Source organism: Streptomyces bungoensis (assembly GCF_001514215.1).
Lineage (GTDB): Bacteria > Actinomycetota > Actinomycetes > Streptomycetales > Streptomycetaceae > Streptomyces > Streptomyces bungoensis.
Genome location: NZ_KQ948864.1, coordinates 15122 through 29028, shown reverse-complemented (window position 1 = coordinate 29028; position 13907 = coordinate 15122). Strand labels below are relative to the sequence as shown.

Below are 13907 nucleotides of genomic sequence, written 5' to 3'. Positions count from 1 at the left end.
CCCCCCCCCCCCCCCCCGCGCGAGCGCCCGGAACCCCTCTACCGAGCTTAGGCACCAATTCGAACGATGAGCTGCGATCCACCGATCCGGCCACTTCGAGGTGCGTTCATCCGGAAGGCCGTGATGTACGGAAGAGGAGACGAACAAGTCGAACAGCGAGTTGTACGCACCACGAGGAGACGGTATGGCCGCTTCTGCTGATCGCGCAGCCGAGTCCGTGTGGGACTACCCGCGGCCGCCTGCTGTGCTGCTGGACGACCGCCCTGTCCGTGTCGAGTGCGGTGGCCACACGGTGGCCGAGACAAGGCATGCGATCCGGGTACTCGAGACCAGTCACCCTCCGACGTTCTACATTCCGCCGCAGGACGTCCGGACGGATCTGCTGTTCCTCACCGAGGGCCGCACCTGGTGCGAGTGGAAGGGCGCCGCTCGGTACTGGGATGTGATCGTCGGTGACGCAGTGCGAAGCCGAGCCGCCTGGAGCTATGCGAGTCCAGAACCCGCGTATGCGGCCATCAGGGACTACTTCGCCTTCTATGCGAGCCGTGTCGACCGCTGCCTGGTCGGGGGCGAAGAGGTCCAGGCCCAGGAGGGGGACTTCTACGGCGGCTGGATCACCGAAGAGGTGCAAGGGCCCTTCAAGGGCGCGCCCGGAACGCATGGGTGGTGAGCGCATCAGCAAACCACACAGCCCGAGCATCGAGCACTGAAGGTGCACCGGGTTCTTGCGTGCCTCGCTCGGTCGTGGCGGGTACGCCGGTCGGCGCCCCGGCCTCATTGCTCGTCGGTACCGGGGCGGGGGGTGTAGGCCGTCGAGGACTCGGGGCACAGGCGGCGGTACGGGGTGTGTCCGGCATAGGCGGTCCACTCCTCGTGGGTCAGGTTGCGGCCTGCCCGTCGGCACAAGGCGCGCGGCCACTGCCGGGGTACGGGGGTGATCCGGGCGGAGCGGTCCCAGGAACCGGTGGCCAGGGTCTTGCCGTCCGGGCTGAACGCCACCGCCGTGACCCAGCCTGCCGCGTCGTCCAGCGTCGCGAGGGTGCGGCCTGCGCGGAGGTCGAAGAGGACTGTCGTACGGTCCCGGCTGGCCGTCGCGATGGTCCTTCCGTCGGGGCTGAAGGCGACGGCGGTCACTTCCTTGGTGTGGCCGGTGACGGTGTGGACAACGGTCCTGGCTTTGATGTCCCACAGGCGTGCGGTGCCGTCGCTGGAGCCGAGCGCCAGCATCTTCCCGTCGGGACTGAACGCCGCCGCGTTCAGCAGGCCCGAGCTGTCGAACCGTGCGGTGCCGCGGAGGGTGCGCGTGTCCCACAGGCGTGCGGTGCCGTCGGTGGAGGCGGTCGCCAGTGTTCTGCCGTCGGGGCTGAACGCGACCGCGTCCACCCAGCCGCTGTGCCCCCGTAGCGTGCCGGCGCAGCGGTGAGTCCGCATGTCCCAGAGGCGGGCCGTGCCGTCGATGGATGCGGTGGCCAGCCTGCTGCCGTCCGGGCTGAACGCCACCCCGTCCACCGCGCCGGCGTGTCCGCGCAGCGTGACGAGGGCCCGGTGCGTCCGGGTGTCCCACAGACGGGTTCGCCCCTCCTGGTCACCTGCGGCGAGCAGGTGGGTACCGGAGTCGAGGGCCACGGCCAGCACGGGTACCGCCCGGTTGTCGAGGACGGCGGTTGTCCGCCCGGTGCTGGGATCCCAGAGGCGGGCGGTGCCGTCCCGGCTGCCCGTGGCGAGGGTGCGGCCGTCGGATCCGAAGGCCACGGTGTCGACGTAGTCGCGATGGCCGGTCAGCACTTCGGTAGCGCTGTGAGCGGTGGTGCCCCACAGCCGTACGGTGCCGTCCGAGGAGACCGTGGCCGCGGCCCTTCCGTCCGGCCGGAAGGCCACCGCGTTGATGTGGCCCAGATGCCCGTCCAGGACGCCCGTCGAACGGTGGGTGTGCAGGTTCCACAGCCGGGCGGTGTCGTCCCAGCCGCCGGTCAGCAGTGTGCGGCCGTCGGGGCTGATCGCCACCGAGGCCACGACGCGGGTGTGCCCGCGCAGAGTTGTCGTAGCCCGCCGGGCGCGTACGTCCCACAGGCGCGCCGTCCCGTCGGCGGAACCCGTGGCGGCTGTCGTGCCGTCGGGGCCGAACGCCACCGCGTAGACCTCGCCCCTGTGACCGCGCAGGACGCCGGCCGAACGGTGGGTGTGCAGGTTCCACAGCCGGGCGGTGTCGTCCCAGCCGCCGGTCAGCAGTGTGCGGCCGTCGGGGCTGAACGCCACCCCGCTCACCCTCCCGGTGTGGCCGGTGAGGGTGGCGAGCGCGCGGCCCGTCCGCCGGTTCCACAGCCGGGCGGTGCCGTCCTCGAAACCGGTGGCCAGTTTCGTGCCGTCGGGGCTGAACGCCACTGCGGTGACCGCGCCCGCCCGAGTGGAGAGCCGGAGGGACGTCGTGCCGGTGCGTACGTCCCACATACGGACGGTACCGTCGGCGGAGCCCGAGGCGAGGGTCCGGCCGTCGGGACTGAACGCCACGGCCGCGACCGCGTCGGTGTGCCCCGTCAGGACGACAGGTGTGCCGCCGCCGTCGGCACGCCAGAGCCGGACCTTCGTGTCCGTCCCGCCGGTAGCCAGCGTCCGTCCGGAAGGACTGAACGCCACCGCCGTCAGCGCTCCTGCGTTGCCGGCCAACGGCCGTACCGGATAAGTGGGGGCCGCCAGCGCGGCCAGGGCGCTGGCGGTGGTGGCTCCGTTCGTCTCGTAGCGCAATCCGGCCAGGGCGAGAAGACCAGCCAGCGCGGGCCGGGTGCCGAGCAACGCGCGCGACTGAGCGGCGAGGCCGTCGGCGATGGCGATGCGGCTCTTGTCGTCGGCCGCCTTGCGTTCCGTCTCCGCGGTCTGCCACTGCCGGCCCGCGAGCAGCGTGGCGCCCAGGGACACGACGACCATCAGGACGAGAGCCGCCGAAAGACGCCTCAGCCGACGGTTGCTCCGGCGCGTCGCCTCGGCTTCGGCCGCCGCCGCTTCCATCTCGGACTGCGCCGCAGCCGCACTCCGGTCCAGGAATTCGCCCTCCAGCGGGCTGAGGTCGCCCCGCCGCGCCTGCGCCATGTCCATGGCCCTGGCCAGCCGGTGTCCCCGGTACAGGCTGCCCGGATCGCGCCCGAGCGTCTGCCATGTATCTGCGGCGGCCGTGAGGTCGCGGCGCAGGCGCAGCCAGTCGCGATCCTCGACCAGCCATGCGCGCAACAGGTCCCAGGCGCGCACGAGCGCTTCGTGGGTGATCTGGACGACGCCGTCGTCGGCGGTGACAAGCCGTTGGTCCACCAGGCGACGGAGCGCCACTCGCGCGGGACCGCCCTCGTGAGCGAGTTCGTCCTCACCCACCCTGCGCCGTACGGCCTCACCGCCCTCGTCCACGGTGACCAGTCTGAGCAGCAGCCGGCGTGCGGCTTGCCGCTCCTCGGGGCCGAGGGCGTCGTACACGCCCTGGGCGGTGTTGGCCACCGCGTCCCGAATCCCCCCGGACGCCTGATAGCCCGCCAGTGTCATACGGCGTCCGTCGCTCTGCGCCCAGGTGGCCTGCAAGGTGTGCGCCAGCAGGGGCAGTGCGCCCGCGTCATGACGGCCACCCTGGACGCCGAGGTCACGCAGGAGCGTCTCGACCAGGCCCGGTTCGAGTTCCAGACCCGCGGTGCGCGCCGGTCCGACGATGGCCTGCCGAAGTTCCGGTTCGGTCATCGGCCCGAGCACGAGGCCGCCCTTGCTCATCGCCTCGGACAGTCCGGGTACGGCTATGCAGCGGTGCAGGAAGTCCGCACGCACCGCCAGCACCACCGGGGTCGGCTGTCGCGTCCCCTCGCCCCCGGCGGCCAAAGTGACGAGCCGGGCCGCGAAGGCATGGCGTTCCTCCTGATCGGCGCACTGCGTGAAGACCTCCTCGAACTGGTCGACGAGCAGCACCGCTGGTCCGCAACCGTCTTCTTCCACTGGCGCCGACGACTGCTCCAGCGCCGACAGGGGGTGGGGTCCGGGCGTGATGCGCACGACCGTCGGGGCACCCGGAGCGTCCTGCGCCCACTGCCCTCGACGTAGCGCGGGCGACAGCCCGGCGCTCATCAGCGAGGACTTGCCCGCTCCCGAGGCGCCCGTGACGAGAATGGGCGCTCCCCCGTCGAGGCGCGTTCTCACCAGCCGGACCAGCTCGTCGATCTGCGTCGTACGGCCGAAGAACCACCTCGCCGTGTCCTCGGTGAATGCCCTCAGCCCCGGGTACGGGCACTTGTCGTCCGGCGCTTCCACCGGAATGACACCGACCTGACCACCCGGTCGGGCCAGCAAGTTGCGCAGGAGCAGGTAGTCGCCCAGCAGGCCCTCCCACCAATCCTGCTTCGTCTTCCGGTCGCTCCTCAGCTCACTCAGACAGGCCTTGACGTACCTGTCGAACAACGCGCGGGCGGGAAGTCTCTTACCCCGGCCGAGTTCGAGGTCGGAGAGCGTCTGCGAGGCGTACCCGATCCGCAGGGACAACGACTCCTGCGTCAGACCCGCTTCGCCGCGCAGCTCACGGAGTCGCCGCCCAAGCCGGAGCCGCTGCTCCTGCGCTGCCTGGTGCCCCGTGGCGGCCGAAGTCATCGAGGCTCCCGGTGACCGCAGTTCCGGCGCACTCCGCATCCGCAGCCCTGATACACCCCTTGACCTGGGTGTTCACCCGGGAACTCCGGTTGCCTCCGCCGTCCGGGACTTCGGCCCCCGCTGTCGGGCAGTCTGGCCGAGGCCGCTCCCACCCCGCCGCTCGGCACATACCGACCGGCCGACGTCCCCACCCCCACGCCCTGCCCCCTCACCCCGTAGCACGTGGAGCCTAAGCCTTTCCTCGGACAAGAGATGCCCGTTCGGCCTGAACCGGCACCGCGCATGCCCGAACCGACGAACTTGCCCCAACTCCGAACAACAGCACCGGCGAAGGGATCACGATGAACGACGAGACGATCGACCCGACCGAGAACGAAGCCGGGCTCGGCAGGGCCCGCGCCCGCCGGACCGACACTGTCCGGCGCCTGAGCCGGGTGGCCGTGTTCGGGCTGGTGCGCGGAATGGCCGCCGCGACGGGCTCGGCGTTGATCGCCGCAGTCACCTGGTGGATGCGGGAGCACTGAAGCGCGCGGGCGTACGGCGACCGCGCACAGCCCCAGCACGACGCCCCCGCGTCGGTGCTCACGCCTGCCCGCCAGGCCTCCCGTGAAGCGCAGGCCGCGCGGTGCCGCCCTAGCGACCGGGCTGCCGTGGTGGTCCCGCGGCCGAACCTTGCACGACTCGAGCGCCGGCGGACCGCGCACACCTGGCCCGGGACCGGGCTCGGTCGGACGCGTCGGTGCGGGAGAAGGTGCTCATGGCTGCCCGGGGACGTCCTCGGGGACCCCCGCAAGTACGCACCCGACGCCCCGGCCCCGGCATCGAGGCGCCAAGAGCGCCGGCCCGCCGGGCTGGTGGCCGTAAGGTGCTCATGGCTGCCCGGGGACGTCCTCGGGGACCCCCACAAGTACGCACCCGACGCCCCGGCCCCGGCATCGAGGCGCCAAGAGCGCCGGCCCGCCGGGCTGGTGGCCGTGAGGCCAGGCGGCCCGACGAGCGGTGGGAGGCATCGACTGCCGCGACTGGACGCAGCCGGGCGTCACGCCGAACCGGTCGGCGGGCCACTGAACGGCCCGCGGGCCAACACAGTCCAGGCCCGATACGGTCCTGATCGTCGCTGGCCAGGACGAGATCCTGACTCCAGTCGGGGTGCGTCAGGAAGTATTCCGTGGTGGTGAACTCCTCACCGAGGTTGCAGTGCTCGACGATCGTGAACCCGCCGGCCAGAGGCACGGTGAACACCGGCCACGCCGATCGGCCGTGCAGCGTGTCCAGCATGGCGCCCGCGTCGCCCGCGTCCGAGCCGAAGACTTCTGGCGGCAAGCCCTCGGACAGGTCTGGACGTAGGACTCCCGTTCCGTGTTACCCCCCGAGCCGGGACGGGAGCCCCCTTTCGTCGCGAGGCGGTGGACGAACCCGTCGTGGTATGCACGCAGAGTGACAGCTTCGTCTTACTGCTGCCCCTCGTCGTCCCGGCGCGCTGTTCTGAAGCGGCGCTGATAGGCGGCGGGGCTGAGCGACAATTCCCTCACGAAAATTCTCCGCATACTCTCATAATTTGGGAATCCGGCAAGGGATGCCGTCTGCGTTGCGGTATGCCCCTGATCGAGTAGGGCTTTCGCCATGTCGAACCGGATCTTTTCCACGTACCGGGCCGGTGTGGTGGACAGCTCCTCGCGAAAGAGCCGCGTGAGATGCCGAGGGCTCACATTGAGGTGCTTGGCGAGTTCGCCGAGTGAGTGGTTTCCCCCGGGATTCGCCGTGATCACGTCGGTGACTCTGCGGAGGGCCGGAGATCGGGGCGGCGGTCCCTGCAGTGGGGCGGAGAACTGCGATTGGCCACCCGAACGCTGCAGATAGACCACCAAGGCGCGGGCGACGTCGCGGGTCAGATCAGGACCGTGATCCTCCTCGATGAGTGCCAGTGCCAGGTCGATGCCGGCGGTCACGCCTGCCGAGGTGTAGGTGGTGCCGTCACGGACGTAGATCGCGTCGGGTTCGACGCGGCTGGCCCGGCAGCGGGCGGCGAGCTTGTGCGCGACCTTCCAGTGCGTGGTCGCGCGCTTGCCGTCCAGGAGGCCGGCGGCGCCGAGGATGAAGGCTCCGGTGCAGATGGAAGCGACACGGCCGGCCCGGGCCGCCAGTGTTCGCGTGGCCTCGATCAAATCATGGGGCACAGGTGTGCGGGGGTAGAGGTCTGCGCCGGCCACCAGGAACGTGTCGGGAGCAGGCTCTGTGGCGGCGGCGTCGACCGCGATCCGGATCCCGATGGACGAGGTGACATCGGCACCGGTCGGTGACACCAGCACGATCGTGTAGTCGGCACCGAGCCGGTTCGCTTCCCCGAATACCTCCGCGGGGCCGACGACGTCCAGAAGTTTGACCCCGTCGTAGACGAGGATCGCGACCTGATGCGTGGCGGGGCCCCCAGTGCCGCCGCCTGCCTGTCCGGATTCGGGTGACTCATGGCCGGACCGAGGGAGCGCTGGACGCCGGGTGGTTGGCAGTGTGGAAGACGGACGCACCGTCCATTCGTAACACACCGATATCCGAAGGAGCAGATGTCATGAGCGAGATCATCGCGGGGGTGGAGATTCCTGAGACGGCGGCGGTCGCCGAGGCCACCCGCCTCATGCAGGAGATGACCAGCCCCCTCATCTACCACCACTCCCGGCGCGTTTTCGCCTTCGGCGCCATTCATGCTCGCAGGCTTGGCCTGGATCCCGACCCGGAGCTTCTCTACCTGTCCGCCATGTTCCACGACACGGGCCTCTTGACGCCGTTTTCCGACGCAGAGCAGCGCTTCGAGGTCGATGGAGCCGACCACGCACGCAAGTTCATGCTCGACCGTGGTTTCCCGGCCACGGCCGCCGACGTGGTGTGGACGGCGATCGCGCTGCACACGACCCCGGGAATCCCCGGCCGGATGGGCCCGGAGATCGCCATCACGTACTTCGGGGTTCTGACCGACGTGCTCGGCTTCGCTCTGGACGAGCTGGACCGCAGCCAGGTGGACGAGATCATCGCCGCCCATCCGCGGGGCGACTTCAAGAACGAGTTTCTGCAGGCCTATGTCGACGGACTCAAGCACCGCCCCGAGACCACGAACGGGACCGTCAATTCCGACGTGCTGGAGCACTTCATTCCCGGTTTCAGCCGCATCACGACGGTCGAGCGCATGCTGGGCGCTCCCTGGCCGAGCTGATCAGGACGCCATAAAAGGCAACGTGATGAAACGTGTGAGTCGCTCTCGCGACGGGCGTTGTCTCGGGCGAGGTGCGGCCTTCGCCGTGCTGGTCTGTGCCAATGTGGTGATGATGGCCACGGCGAGCGCACCGTCACCGATCTACCCGCTGTACCGGGAGCGCTGGGGCCTGTCGGTCACGATGCTGACGGTGGTCTTCGCCGTGTACGTCGTCGGTCTGCTCGGCGCCCTGCTGATGGTCGGATCGCTGAGCGACCACCTGGGGCGCCGCCCCGTGCTGGCCGCCGCCCTTCTGGTGGCGGCGGTCAGCACGGCGATCTTCTGGACGGCCGAGGGTATCGTCTCCCTCCTGATCGCCCGCGTGGTGCAGGGCATCGCCACGGGGACGGCCACGAGTGCTCTCGCCGCCGGACTGGTCGACCTCTCACCCGAGCGACGTCCGCAGCTGGGGCCGACGATGACAGCGGTGGGCACGAGCATCGGCATGGCCACCGGTGCCGGAGTCGTGGGGTTGCTGGTTCAGTCGACCTCGCGCCCCGATGCGTATGTCTTTCCGGTCCTTACGCTGACCTTCGTCGTTCTGGCCGCGGTCATCCTCAGGATCCCTGAGATACCCGCCTCGCAAGCGTTTCGGCTGGCGTCGTTGCGTCCGAGAGTCCGGGTTCCTCGGGAGGTCCGGCCGGCGTTCCTCGCCGCGGTTCCCGCCCTCGTCGCGGGGTGGGCCGTCACGGGTCTGTTCCTTTCACTCACTCCCTCCCTGGTGAGCAACGTTCTGCAGGTGCGGTTCGGCGCTGCGGGCGGGCTCAGCATCGCTGCGCTGTTTCTGGCCAACAGCGTGGGCGGCTTCTGCTCCGTTCGGCATACGGCACGGTTCGCCACCTTGCTAGGGGCGGTTCTCCTGACTCTGGGTGCGTTCGGACTGGCGGTGGCCATCGCTGTTGCGTCGCCGGCCGTATACGTGGGCGGATCAGTCGTCGCAGGGCTGGGCGTCGGCCTGACGTTCAACGGGAGTCTCCGCGTCATCAGCGCGGTCACCACCGCGAAGTCGCGCTCGGAGGTCTTCTCGGCCGTCTACGTGATCAGCTATGCGGCGTTGAGTCTTCCGTCCCTCGCGGCCGGGGTCGCGGCGCCCTCGTGGGGACTGAGGACCACGGGCTACCTGTACGTCGGCTTCGTCGGGGCACTGGCCTTGGGTGCGGCCCTCCACGCCGGACGATCGCGTGCTCACCGGCCGATGGGAGACCCGATGCGGACGGCCCGGTAATGCGAGCTTCACAGCGAACGGACCCGCTGCTGAGCGTGCCGCATCGAGTCGGTTCCGGGAGGGGTTGCCCCTCGCGGGGAGAGTGGCCCCACCATGAAACACCGCCGTACGCGACACCAGCCCCAGAGCAGCTTGATCACGACTCACGGCCGCCGTGTCAGAGCGGACTTCCTGAGCTCGGCTAACTACGCTGGCTCCGCAGGCTGGAGGAGGTTGCGATCCGTATGGGTGACGGGTACGGGCCCGGACGGTCTGAGCAGGATGACCCGCTCGGAGCCGAATGGGAAAGGCACCGGCCCGCGGTTTTCGGTGTGGCCTACCGGCTGCTGGGGAGTGTGGCCGATGCCGAGGATGTGACCCAGGACGTCTGGCTGCGGGCGGCCGGAGCAGATCTGCAGGACATCGGTGACCTGCGGGCCTGGCTGGTGACGGTGGCCGCGCGACGGTCGTACGACATCCTCAAGAGCGCCCGCTTCCGCCGGGAGACTTATGTCGGGCCGTGGCTGCCGGAGCCGCTGCTGACGGGCCCGGACGCGTCGCAGCCGGTACTCGTCGACGAGTCCGTCAGCTCGGCCATGCTCCTGATCATGGAAGAGCTGAGTCCGCCGGAGCGGGTGGCCTTCGTCCTGCACGATGTCTTCGGTCTTGAGTTCGGCCGGATCGCCGAAGTACTGGATGTCTCCGTGCCGGGGGCCCGGCAGCTCGCCTCGCGAGCACGACGGAGGGTGGCCAAGGCGAAGCAGTCCACGCCTCAGGCGTCAAAGGCAGAGCGGGAACGGGTCCTCAATGTCTTCCGCGCCGCCTACGAGGCCGGGGACCTGGCCGGCCTGATCAGGCTCCTGCACCCGGACGCGGTCTACGTCACCGACGGCGGCGGCAAGGTCTTGGCGGCACGCAAGCTCATTCACGGCGGCGGGCGCGTCGCCGAGGTCATGGTGCGTACGGGGCGTCAGTGGCGCCCGGACCGCATCGACTTCGCGGAGGTCGGCGGCGAGCTGGCCCTCGTGTTCCACCGGGAAGGCCGGGTCTACTCCGTCGACACGGTGCAGATCACAGATGGTCTGATCACCGCGTACCGCAGGGTCATAAACCCCGACAAACTCGTGCGCGTCTCAGCTGTCACACCCGGACGGCCTACCTCGTCTCCCTGATGAGAACGCATAACGGGCGACGAAGGAATACACGCAGGTGAGATCGATCATGCAGAACGGCATACATCCACCTGCAGCCGCTATGAGCCCTGCGCGTGAGTGCGCTGTGCGCTCGCCATCGCCTCTCCCAGTAAGGATCAGTATGCAAGCCATCACTGTGCGAGACCGTGACGCCGGTCTTGCCGGTATGTCCCTGATGGACATGCCCTACCCCCATGCGGCTGAGAACGACGTCATCGTGCGCGTGCACGCCGCCGGCTTCACCCGTGGCGAGCTGGACTGGCCCGCCACGTGGACCGATCGCGCCGGCCGCGACCGGACGCCGAGTGTGCCCGGGCACGAGCTGTCCGGTGTCGTCGTGGAGCTGGGGTACGGCACCACCGGCCTGAGCGTCGGACAGAGGGTGTTCGGCCTGGCCGACTGGACGCGCAACGGCACCCTCGCCGAGTACGTCGCGGTGGAGGCTCGCAACCTCGCCCCGCTGCCGGCGGACATCGACCACACCGCGGCCGCCGCGCTGCCCATCTCCGGGCTGACCGCTTGGCAGGGCCTGTTCGACCACGGCCGCCTCACCACGGGCCAGACCGTTCTCATCCATGGTGCTGCGGGCGGCGTCGGCTCGATTGCCGTGCAGCTCGCCCGCGAGGCCGGCGCCCGCGTCATCGGCACCGGCCGGGCCTGCGACCGGGACAGGGCACTCGCCCTCGGTGTAGACACCTTCATCGACCTGCAGACCGAGACGCTGGAGCACGCCGGCGAGGCCGACGTGGTGTTCGACGTGATCGGCGGTGACATCCTCGACCGCTCGGCCACCCTGGTCCGAGCCGGTGGCACGCTGGTCAGCATCGTCATGCCGCCCAAGGTCCGGCCCAAGGACGGGCGGGCGGTCTTCTTCGTCGTCGAACCCGACCGCGCCCGGCTCGCCGATCTCGCCACGCGGCTCAGGGACGGCCGGCTCCAGCCGTTCGTCGGTACTGTGCGGCCGCTCGCCGAGGCACCCACCGCGTTCGCCCCCGGCAAGCGCACCCCCGGCAAGACGATCATCCGCGTCACGGAAGACTGAATCGGGAGACCCATTGTGATCGGAATGCGAATCGCCGCCGGCCTGCTGGCTGCGGCCACGCTGACTGGGGCCACGGCCTGCTCGGCCTCCGACCAGCCCGCCCACGCCAAGGCGCAGACGCCGGTCGCGGCATCGACGCGCCCCGCCGAAACCTTCACACCGCTGCTCCAGCAGGCGCTTCCGAATGTGAAGGGCAAGACGTTCACCTCAGCGATCGTCGCCTTCCCGCCCGGCGCAAGCGCGCTCCCGCACCGGCACGGCCAGGCGTTCGTCTACGCCTACGTCCTCGAAGGCACCGTGCGCAGCAAGCTCGACGACAAGTCCGTGACCACCTACCACCAGGGCGAGAACTGGATCGAGCAGCCGGGCGCCCACCATGTCCTCACCGAGAACGCCAGCCGGACCAAGCCGGCAAAGCTGCTGGTCGTCTTCGTCGCCGACACCGGGGCCAAGCTCAAGGTCGACGACCCGAAGTCGTAACCCCCGGGGCATGCAGCGGGGCGGCAACGCTCTTCACCAGCTCCGCCCCCGCCGGAGCACGCCCCATCCACCACCAAGACGTGCCCGACAAGCGCGGCGCGGACCACACGAAGGAAGCAAAGGAACCATGACCGACCCCCAGCGCGTCAACATCGGCGAGCAGCACCCGGCCGCCTACAAGACCCTCATCGCCCTGTCGGCGGAGGTGGAGAAGGCCGCCGCCGCAGCGGGCCTCGACCCGCTTCTGGTCGAGCTGCTGAGGATCCGCACCTCCCAGATCAACGGCTGCGCGTTCTGCCTGCGCATGCACACGCACGACGCCCTCAAGAAGGGCGAGAACCCCGACCGGATCGCGGTGCTGCCCGCATGGGCAGAGACCGGCTACTTCTCCGACACCGACCGCGCCGCCCTCCGCCTCACCGAGGCGATCACACGCGTGCCCGACGGACACGTCAGTGACGAGGACTTCAAGGCCGCCGCGGCCATACTCACCGCAGACCAGATCTCAGCAGTCGCCTGGCTGGCAACCGTGATGAACGCCTTCAACCGCGTCGCGATCACCAGCCGGTACCCCGTGGGCATCTGACCTCGACGGCGCTACCGGCGGTGATGGAGGCTGCCGAAGCCTCCACCGTCGTGCAATTGCTGGTGGAATCAGCCGGGGCGGCTTGTGTGAGCCGCCCCGGCTCACACAAGCGCGGAGGCATCCGACGGCGTACCTACATGAACGGGGAACAGCCAGAGAGGCTGGCCGCGCCTCCGCTTGTCCGGGCGGAAGGTGCCCTACGGGTTGACGTTGGACACGGCGGTCAGACCGCGCGGTCCTCGTCCGCCAGCTTCTTCGCCACTCTGTCTCGGCCAGAACCTGTTGGAACAGCAGCGGTCTGACGTGCACGTGGCCGGGCCGGCAAAGGTGCAGGGGCGGCATGGACGTTTTCGGCCTGCTCCTGGTACGCCGCTGATCGGCCGGATATGCCACTTCTCGTACAGCGTCCCCGTCGTCACGCGGCTGCTGTACCGCACGGGCTACAGCGTGCAGATGCCCGCCCGGCCCGCAGTTGAACGCGATGAGGACGCAATCACCGCATGGCAGGAGGTGACCTGGCCGGGAGGTAAACCTCCCGGTCGGGCGACCGGCGCCGTCATCCGCTGCAGGGCGAAACGGTTATGACCGGCCGTCCGCTCGCGGGCAGCACCCGGGCCAGGCGCGGCATCGCCGCGACCGTGAAGGTGCCCGCCCGCCTGTCGGCGGCCGGGTTGCTCGCTTCCAACCGGGCCTGCCCGCCAGCCTGTGCTACCGGCTGCGCCGGCACGCGGGTTGCAAGGGCGGGCGCCGCGCTCTCGTCGAGAGCGACTACATCCCGCCTGCTGGACGACGCCCACCATCTGCTGAAGATCCTGATCGTCGTGTGGGACCGACTGAGCACTCACTGTGCTGCCTGACCTATGGCGTCTGTGCCGGGATCGCCCGCGATGCGGCGGCTGACCGTCCAGGGCGACGACCACCCGCTGCGGGTCACATCCGCTTCCCCGAGGCGCTGGCCGCTCTGGCCGAGCGTGCCGCCCGCCGGCACCGGAACGTGCTCTCGCCGCGGCGGTGCCCCGGTTGTCCTGGGCGGTCGAGTGGACCACCGAATCGCTGCGAGCCCTGCCGACGACCCCCTTAGACGTCGTTTCAGTTGGTGAGTCGGCGGTAGCAGATGAAGGCTGCGGCGATGCCGACGAAGGCCAGGAAGTGCTCAGCCATTCGCTCGTAACGCCGGTGCAGCCTTCGGCATCCGGCCAGCCAGGAGACGGTTCTCTCAACGGCCCAGCGGTGTCGGCCGAGCCGCGTGGAGGATTCGATGCCCTTGCGGGCGATGCGGTGGCGGATGCGACGCTCGCGAAGCCATTTCCGCAGGTGGTCGTAGTCGTAGCCCTTGTCTGCGTGGAGCTTGGCCGGACGTCGGCGGCGCGGGCCGCGTCGGGAGCGGATGGGCGGGATCCCGCGCACGAGCGGTTCCAGGCCGAGGCTGTCGTGCGTGTTGGCGCCGGAGACGCCCAGCGACAGCGGCACGCCGTTTCGGTCGGTGATGAGGTGGATTTTCGATCCTGGCTTGCCGCGGTCGGTCGGATTCGGTCCGGTCAGTGGTCCCC

12 protein-coding genes are annotated in these 13907 nt (G+C 69.8%); 9 read left to right on the top strand and 3 right to left on the bottom strand.

The window, feature by feature from the left end; all coding sequences use genetic code 11:
- Positions 1-184: 184 nt before the first annotated feature.
- Entirely contained in the window at positions 185-670 is a 486-nt protein-coding gene (locus AQJ66_RS24815) for a DUF427 domain-containing protein (RefSeq protein ID WP_061926425.1), read from the top strand.
- Between the two features lie 104 nt (positions 671-774).
- On the opposite strand, the gene AQJ66_RS24810 is transcribed toward AQJ66_RS24815, so the two are convergent.
- Positions 775-4608 carry an nSTAND1 domain-containing NTPase gene (locus AQJ66_RS24810; protein ID WP_159052627.1) on the bottom strand — a complete coding sequence of 1278 codons (3834 nt, stop codon included), beginning with the start codon at positions 4606-4608 and terminating at the stop codon, positions 775-777.
- A 341-nt stretch (positions 4609-4949) separates the two neighbouring features.
- Here AQJ66_RS24810 and AQJ66_RS24805 point away from each other — a divergent pair, with 341 nt between their 5' ends.
- Positions 4950-5132 (top strand): hypothetical protein, encoded by a 183-nt coding sequence (locus AQJ66_RS24805; RefSeq protein ID WP_061926421.1) that lies wholly within the window; start codon positions 4950-4952, stop codon positions 5130-5132.
- A gap of 927 nt (positions 5133-6059) precedes the next feature.
- Here the strand turns inward: AQJ66_RS24805 and AQJ66_RS24800 are convergent.
- Positions 6060-7010 (bottom strand): GlxA family transcriptional regulator, encoded by a 951-nt coding sequence (locus AQJ66_RS24800; protein ID WP_208611454.1) that lies wholly within the window; start codon positions 7008-7010, stop codon positions 6060-6062.
- A 164-nt stretch (positions 7011-7174) separates the two neighbouring features.
- On the opposite strand from AQJ66_RS24800, the gene AQJ66_RS24795 reads away from it, so the two are divergent.
- From AQJ66_RS24795 to AQJ66_RS40285, 7 genes are all read left to right on the top strand, one after another.
- Positions 7175-7813, top strand: a complete 639-nt coding sequence (locus AQJ66_RS24795) for an HD domain-containing protein (protein WP_061926419.1) — start codon at positions 7175-7177, stop codon at positions 7811-7813.
- Positions 7814-7838: 25 nt separating this feature from the next.
- The gene (locus AQJ66_RS24790; RefSeq protein ID WP_279617339.1) at positions 7839-9077 is read left to right on the top strand and encodes an MFS transporter; all 1239 of its coding nucleotides are present in this window, start codon (positions 7839-7841) and stop codon (positions 9075-9077) included.
- Between the two features lie 224 nt (positions 9078-9301).
- Positions 9302-10228, top strand: coding sequence for an RNA polymerase sigma factor SigJ (gene sigJ / locus AQJ66_RS24785; RefSeq protein ID WP_061926415.1), 927 nt, complete (start codon positions 9302-9304; stop codon positions 10226-10228).
- A gap of 142 nt (positions 10229-10370) precedes the next feature.
- A complete protein-coding gene (locus tag AQJ66_RS24780) occupies positions 10371-11291 on the top strand; it encodes an NADP-dependent oxidoreductase (protein WP_061926413.1) in 921 nt (306 codons plus the stop codon).
- Positions 11292-11315: 24 nt separating this feature from the next.
- Positions 11316-11771 carry a cupin domain-containing protein gene (locus AQJ66_RS24775; RefSeq protein ID WP_061926411.1) on the top strand — a complete coding sequence of 152 codons (456 nt, stop codon included), beginning with the start codon at positions 11316-11318 and terminating at the stop codon, positions 11769-11771.
- 127 nt (positions 11772-11898) lie between these two features.
- Complete coding sequence (locus AQJ66_RS24770) at positions 11899-12357, top strand: carboxymuconolactone decarboxylase family protein (RefSeq protein WP_061926409.1); 459 nt, start codon at positions 11899-11901, stop codon at positions 12355-12357.
- Between the two features lie 192 nt (positions 12358-12549).
- A complete protein-coding gene (locus AQJ66_RS40285; protein ID WP_341849426.1) occupies positions 12550-12942 on the top strand; it encodes a helix-turn-helix domain-containing protein in 393 nt (130 codons plus the stop codon).
- A gap of 504 nt (positions 12943-13446) precedes the next feature.
- On the opposite strand, the gene AQJ66_RS24765 is transcribed toward AQJ66_RS40285, so the two are convergent.
- On the bottom strand, positions 13447-13907 hold a 461-nt coding region (locus tag AQJ66_RS24765), incomplete at its 5' end, for an IS5 family transposase (RefSeq protein ID WP_107119038.1).

Excerpts from the sequence above, each read along its gene's own strand:
- AQJ66_RS24775 (WP_061926411.1), top strand. The coding sequence starts at position 11,316 with ATGCGAATCGCCGCCGGCCTGCTGGCTGCGGCCACGCTGACTGGGGCC.
- AQJ66_RS24770 (WP_061926409.1), top strand. The coding sequence starts at position 11,899 with ATGACCGACCCCCAGCGCGTCAACATCGGCGAGCAGCACCCGGCCGCC.
- AQJ66_RS24810 (WP_159052627.1), bottom strand. The coding sequence starts at position 4,608 with ATGACTTCGGCCGCCACGGGGCACCAGGCAGCGCAGGAGCAGCGGCTC.
- AQJ66_RS24805 (WP_061926421.1), top strand. The coding sequence starts at position 4,950 with ATGAACGACGAGACGATCGACCCGACCGAGAACGAAGCCGGGCTCGGC.
- AQJ66_RS24815 (WP_061926425.1), top strand. The coding sequence starts at position 185 with ATGGCCGCTTCTGCTGATCGCGCAGCCGAGTCCGTGTGGGACTACCCG.
- AQJ66_RS24780 (WP_061926413.1), top strand. The coding sequence starts at position 10,371 with ATGCAAGCCATCACTGTGCGAGACCGTGACGCCGGTCTTGCCGGTATG.
- AQJ66_RS24790 (WP_279617339.1), top strand. The coding sequence starts at position 7,839 with ATGAAACGTGTGAGTCGCTCTCGCGACGGGCGTTGTCTCGGGCGAGGT.
- sigJ (WP_061926415.1), top strand. The coding sequence starts at position 9,302 with ATGGGTGACGGGTACGGGCCCGGACGGTCTGAGCAGGATGACCCGCTC.
- AQJ66_RS24795 (WP_061926419.1), top strand. The coding sequence starts at position 7,175 with ATGAGCGAGATCATCGCGGGGGTGGAGATTCCTGAGACGGCGGCGGTC.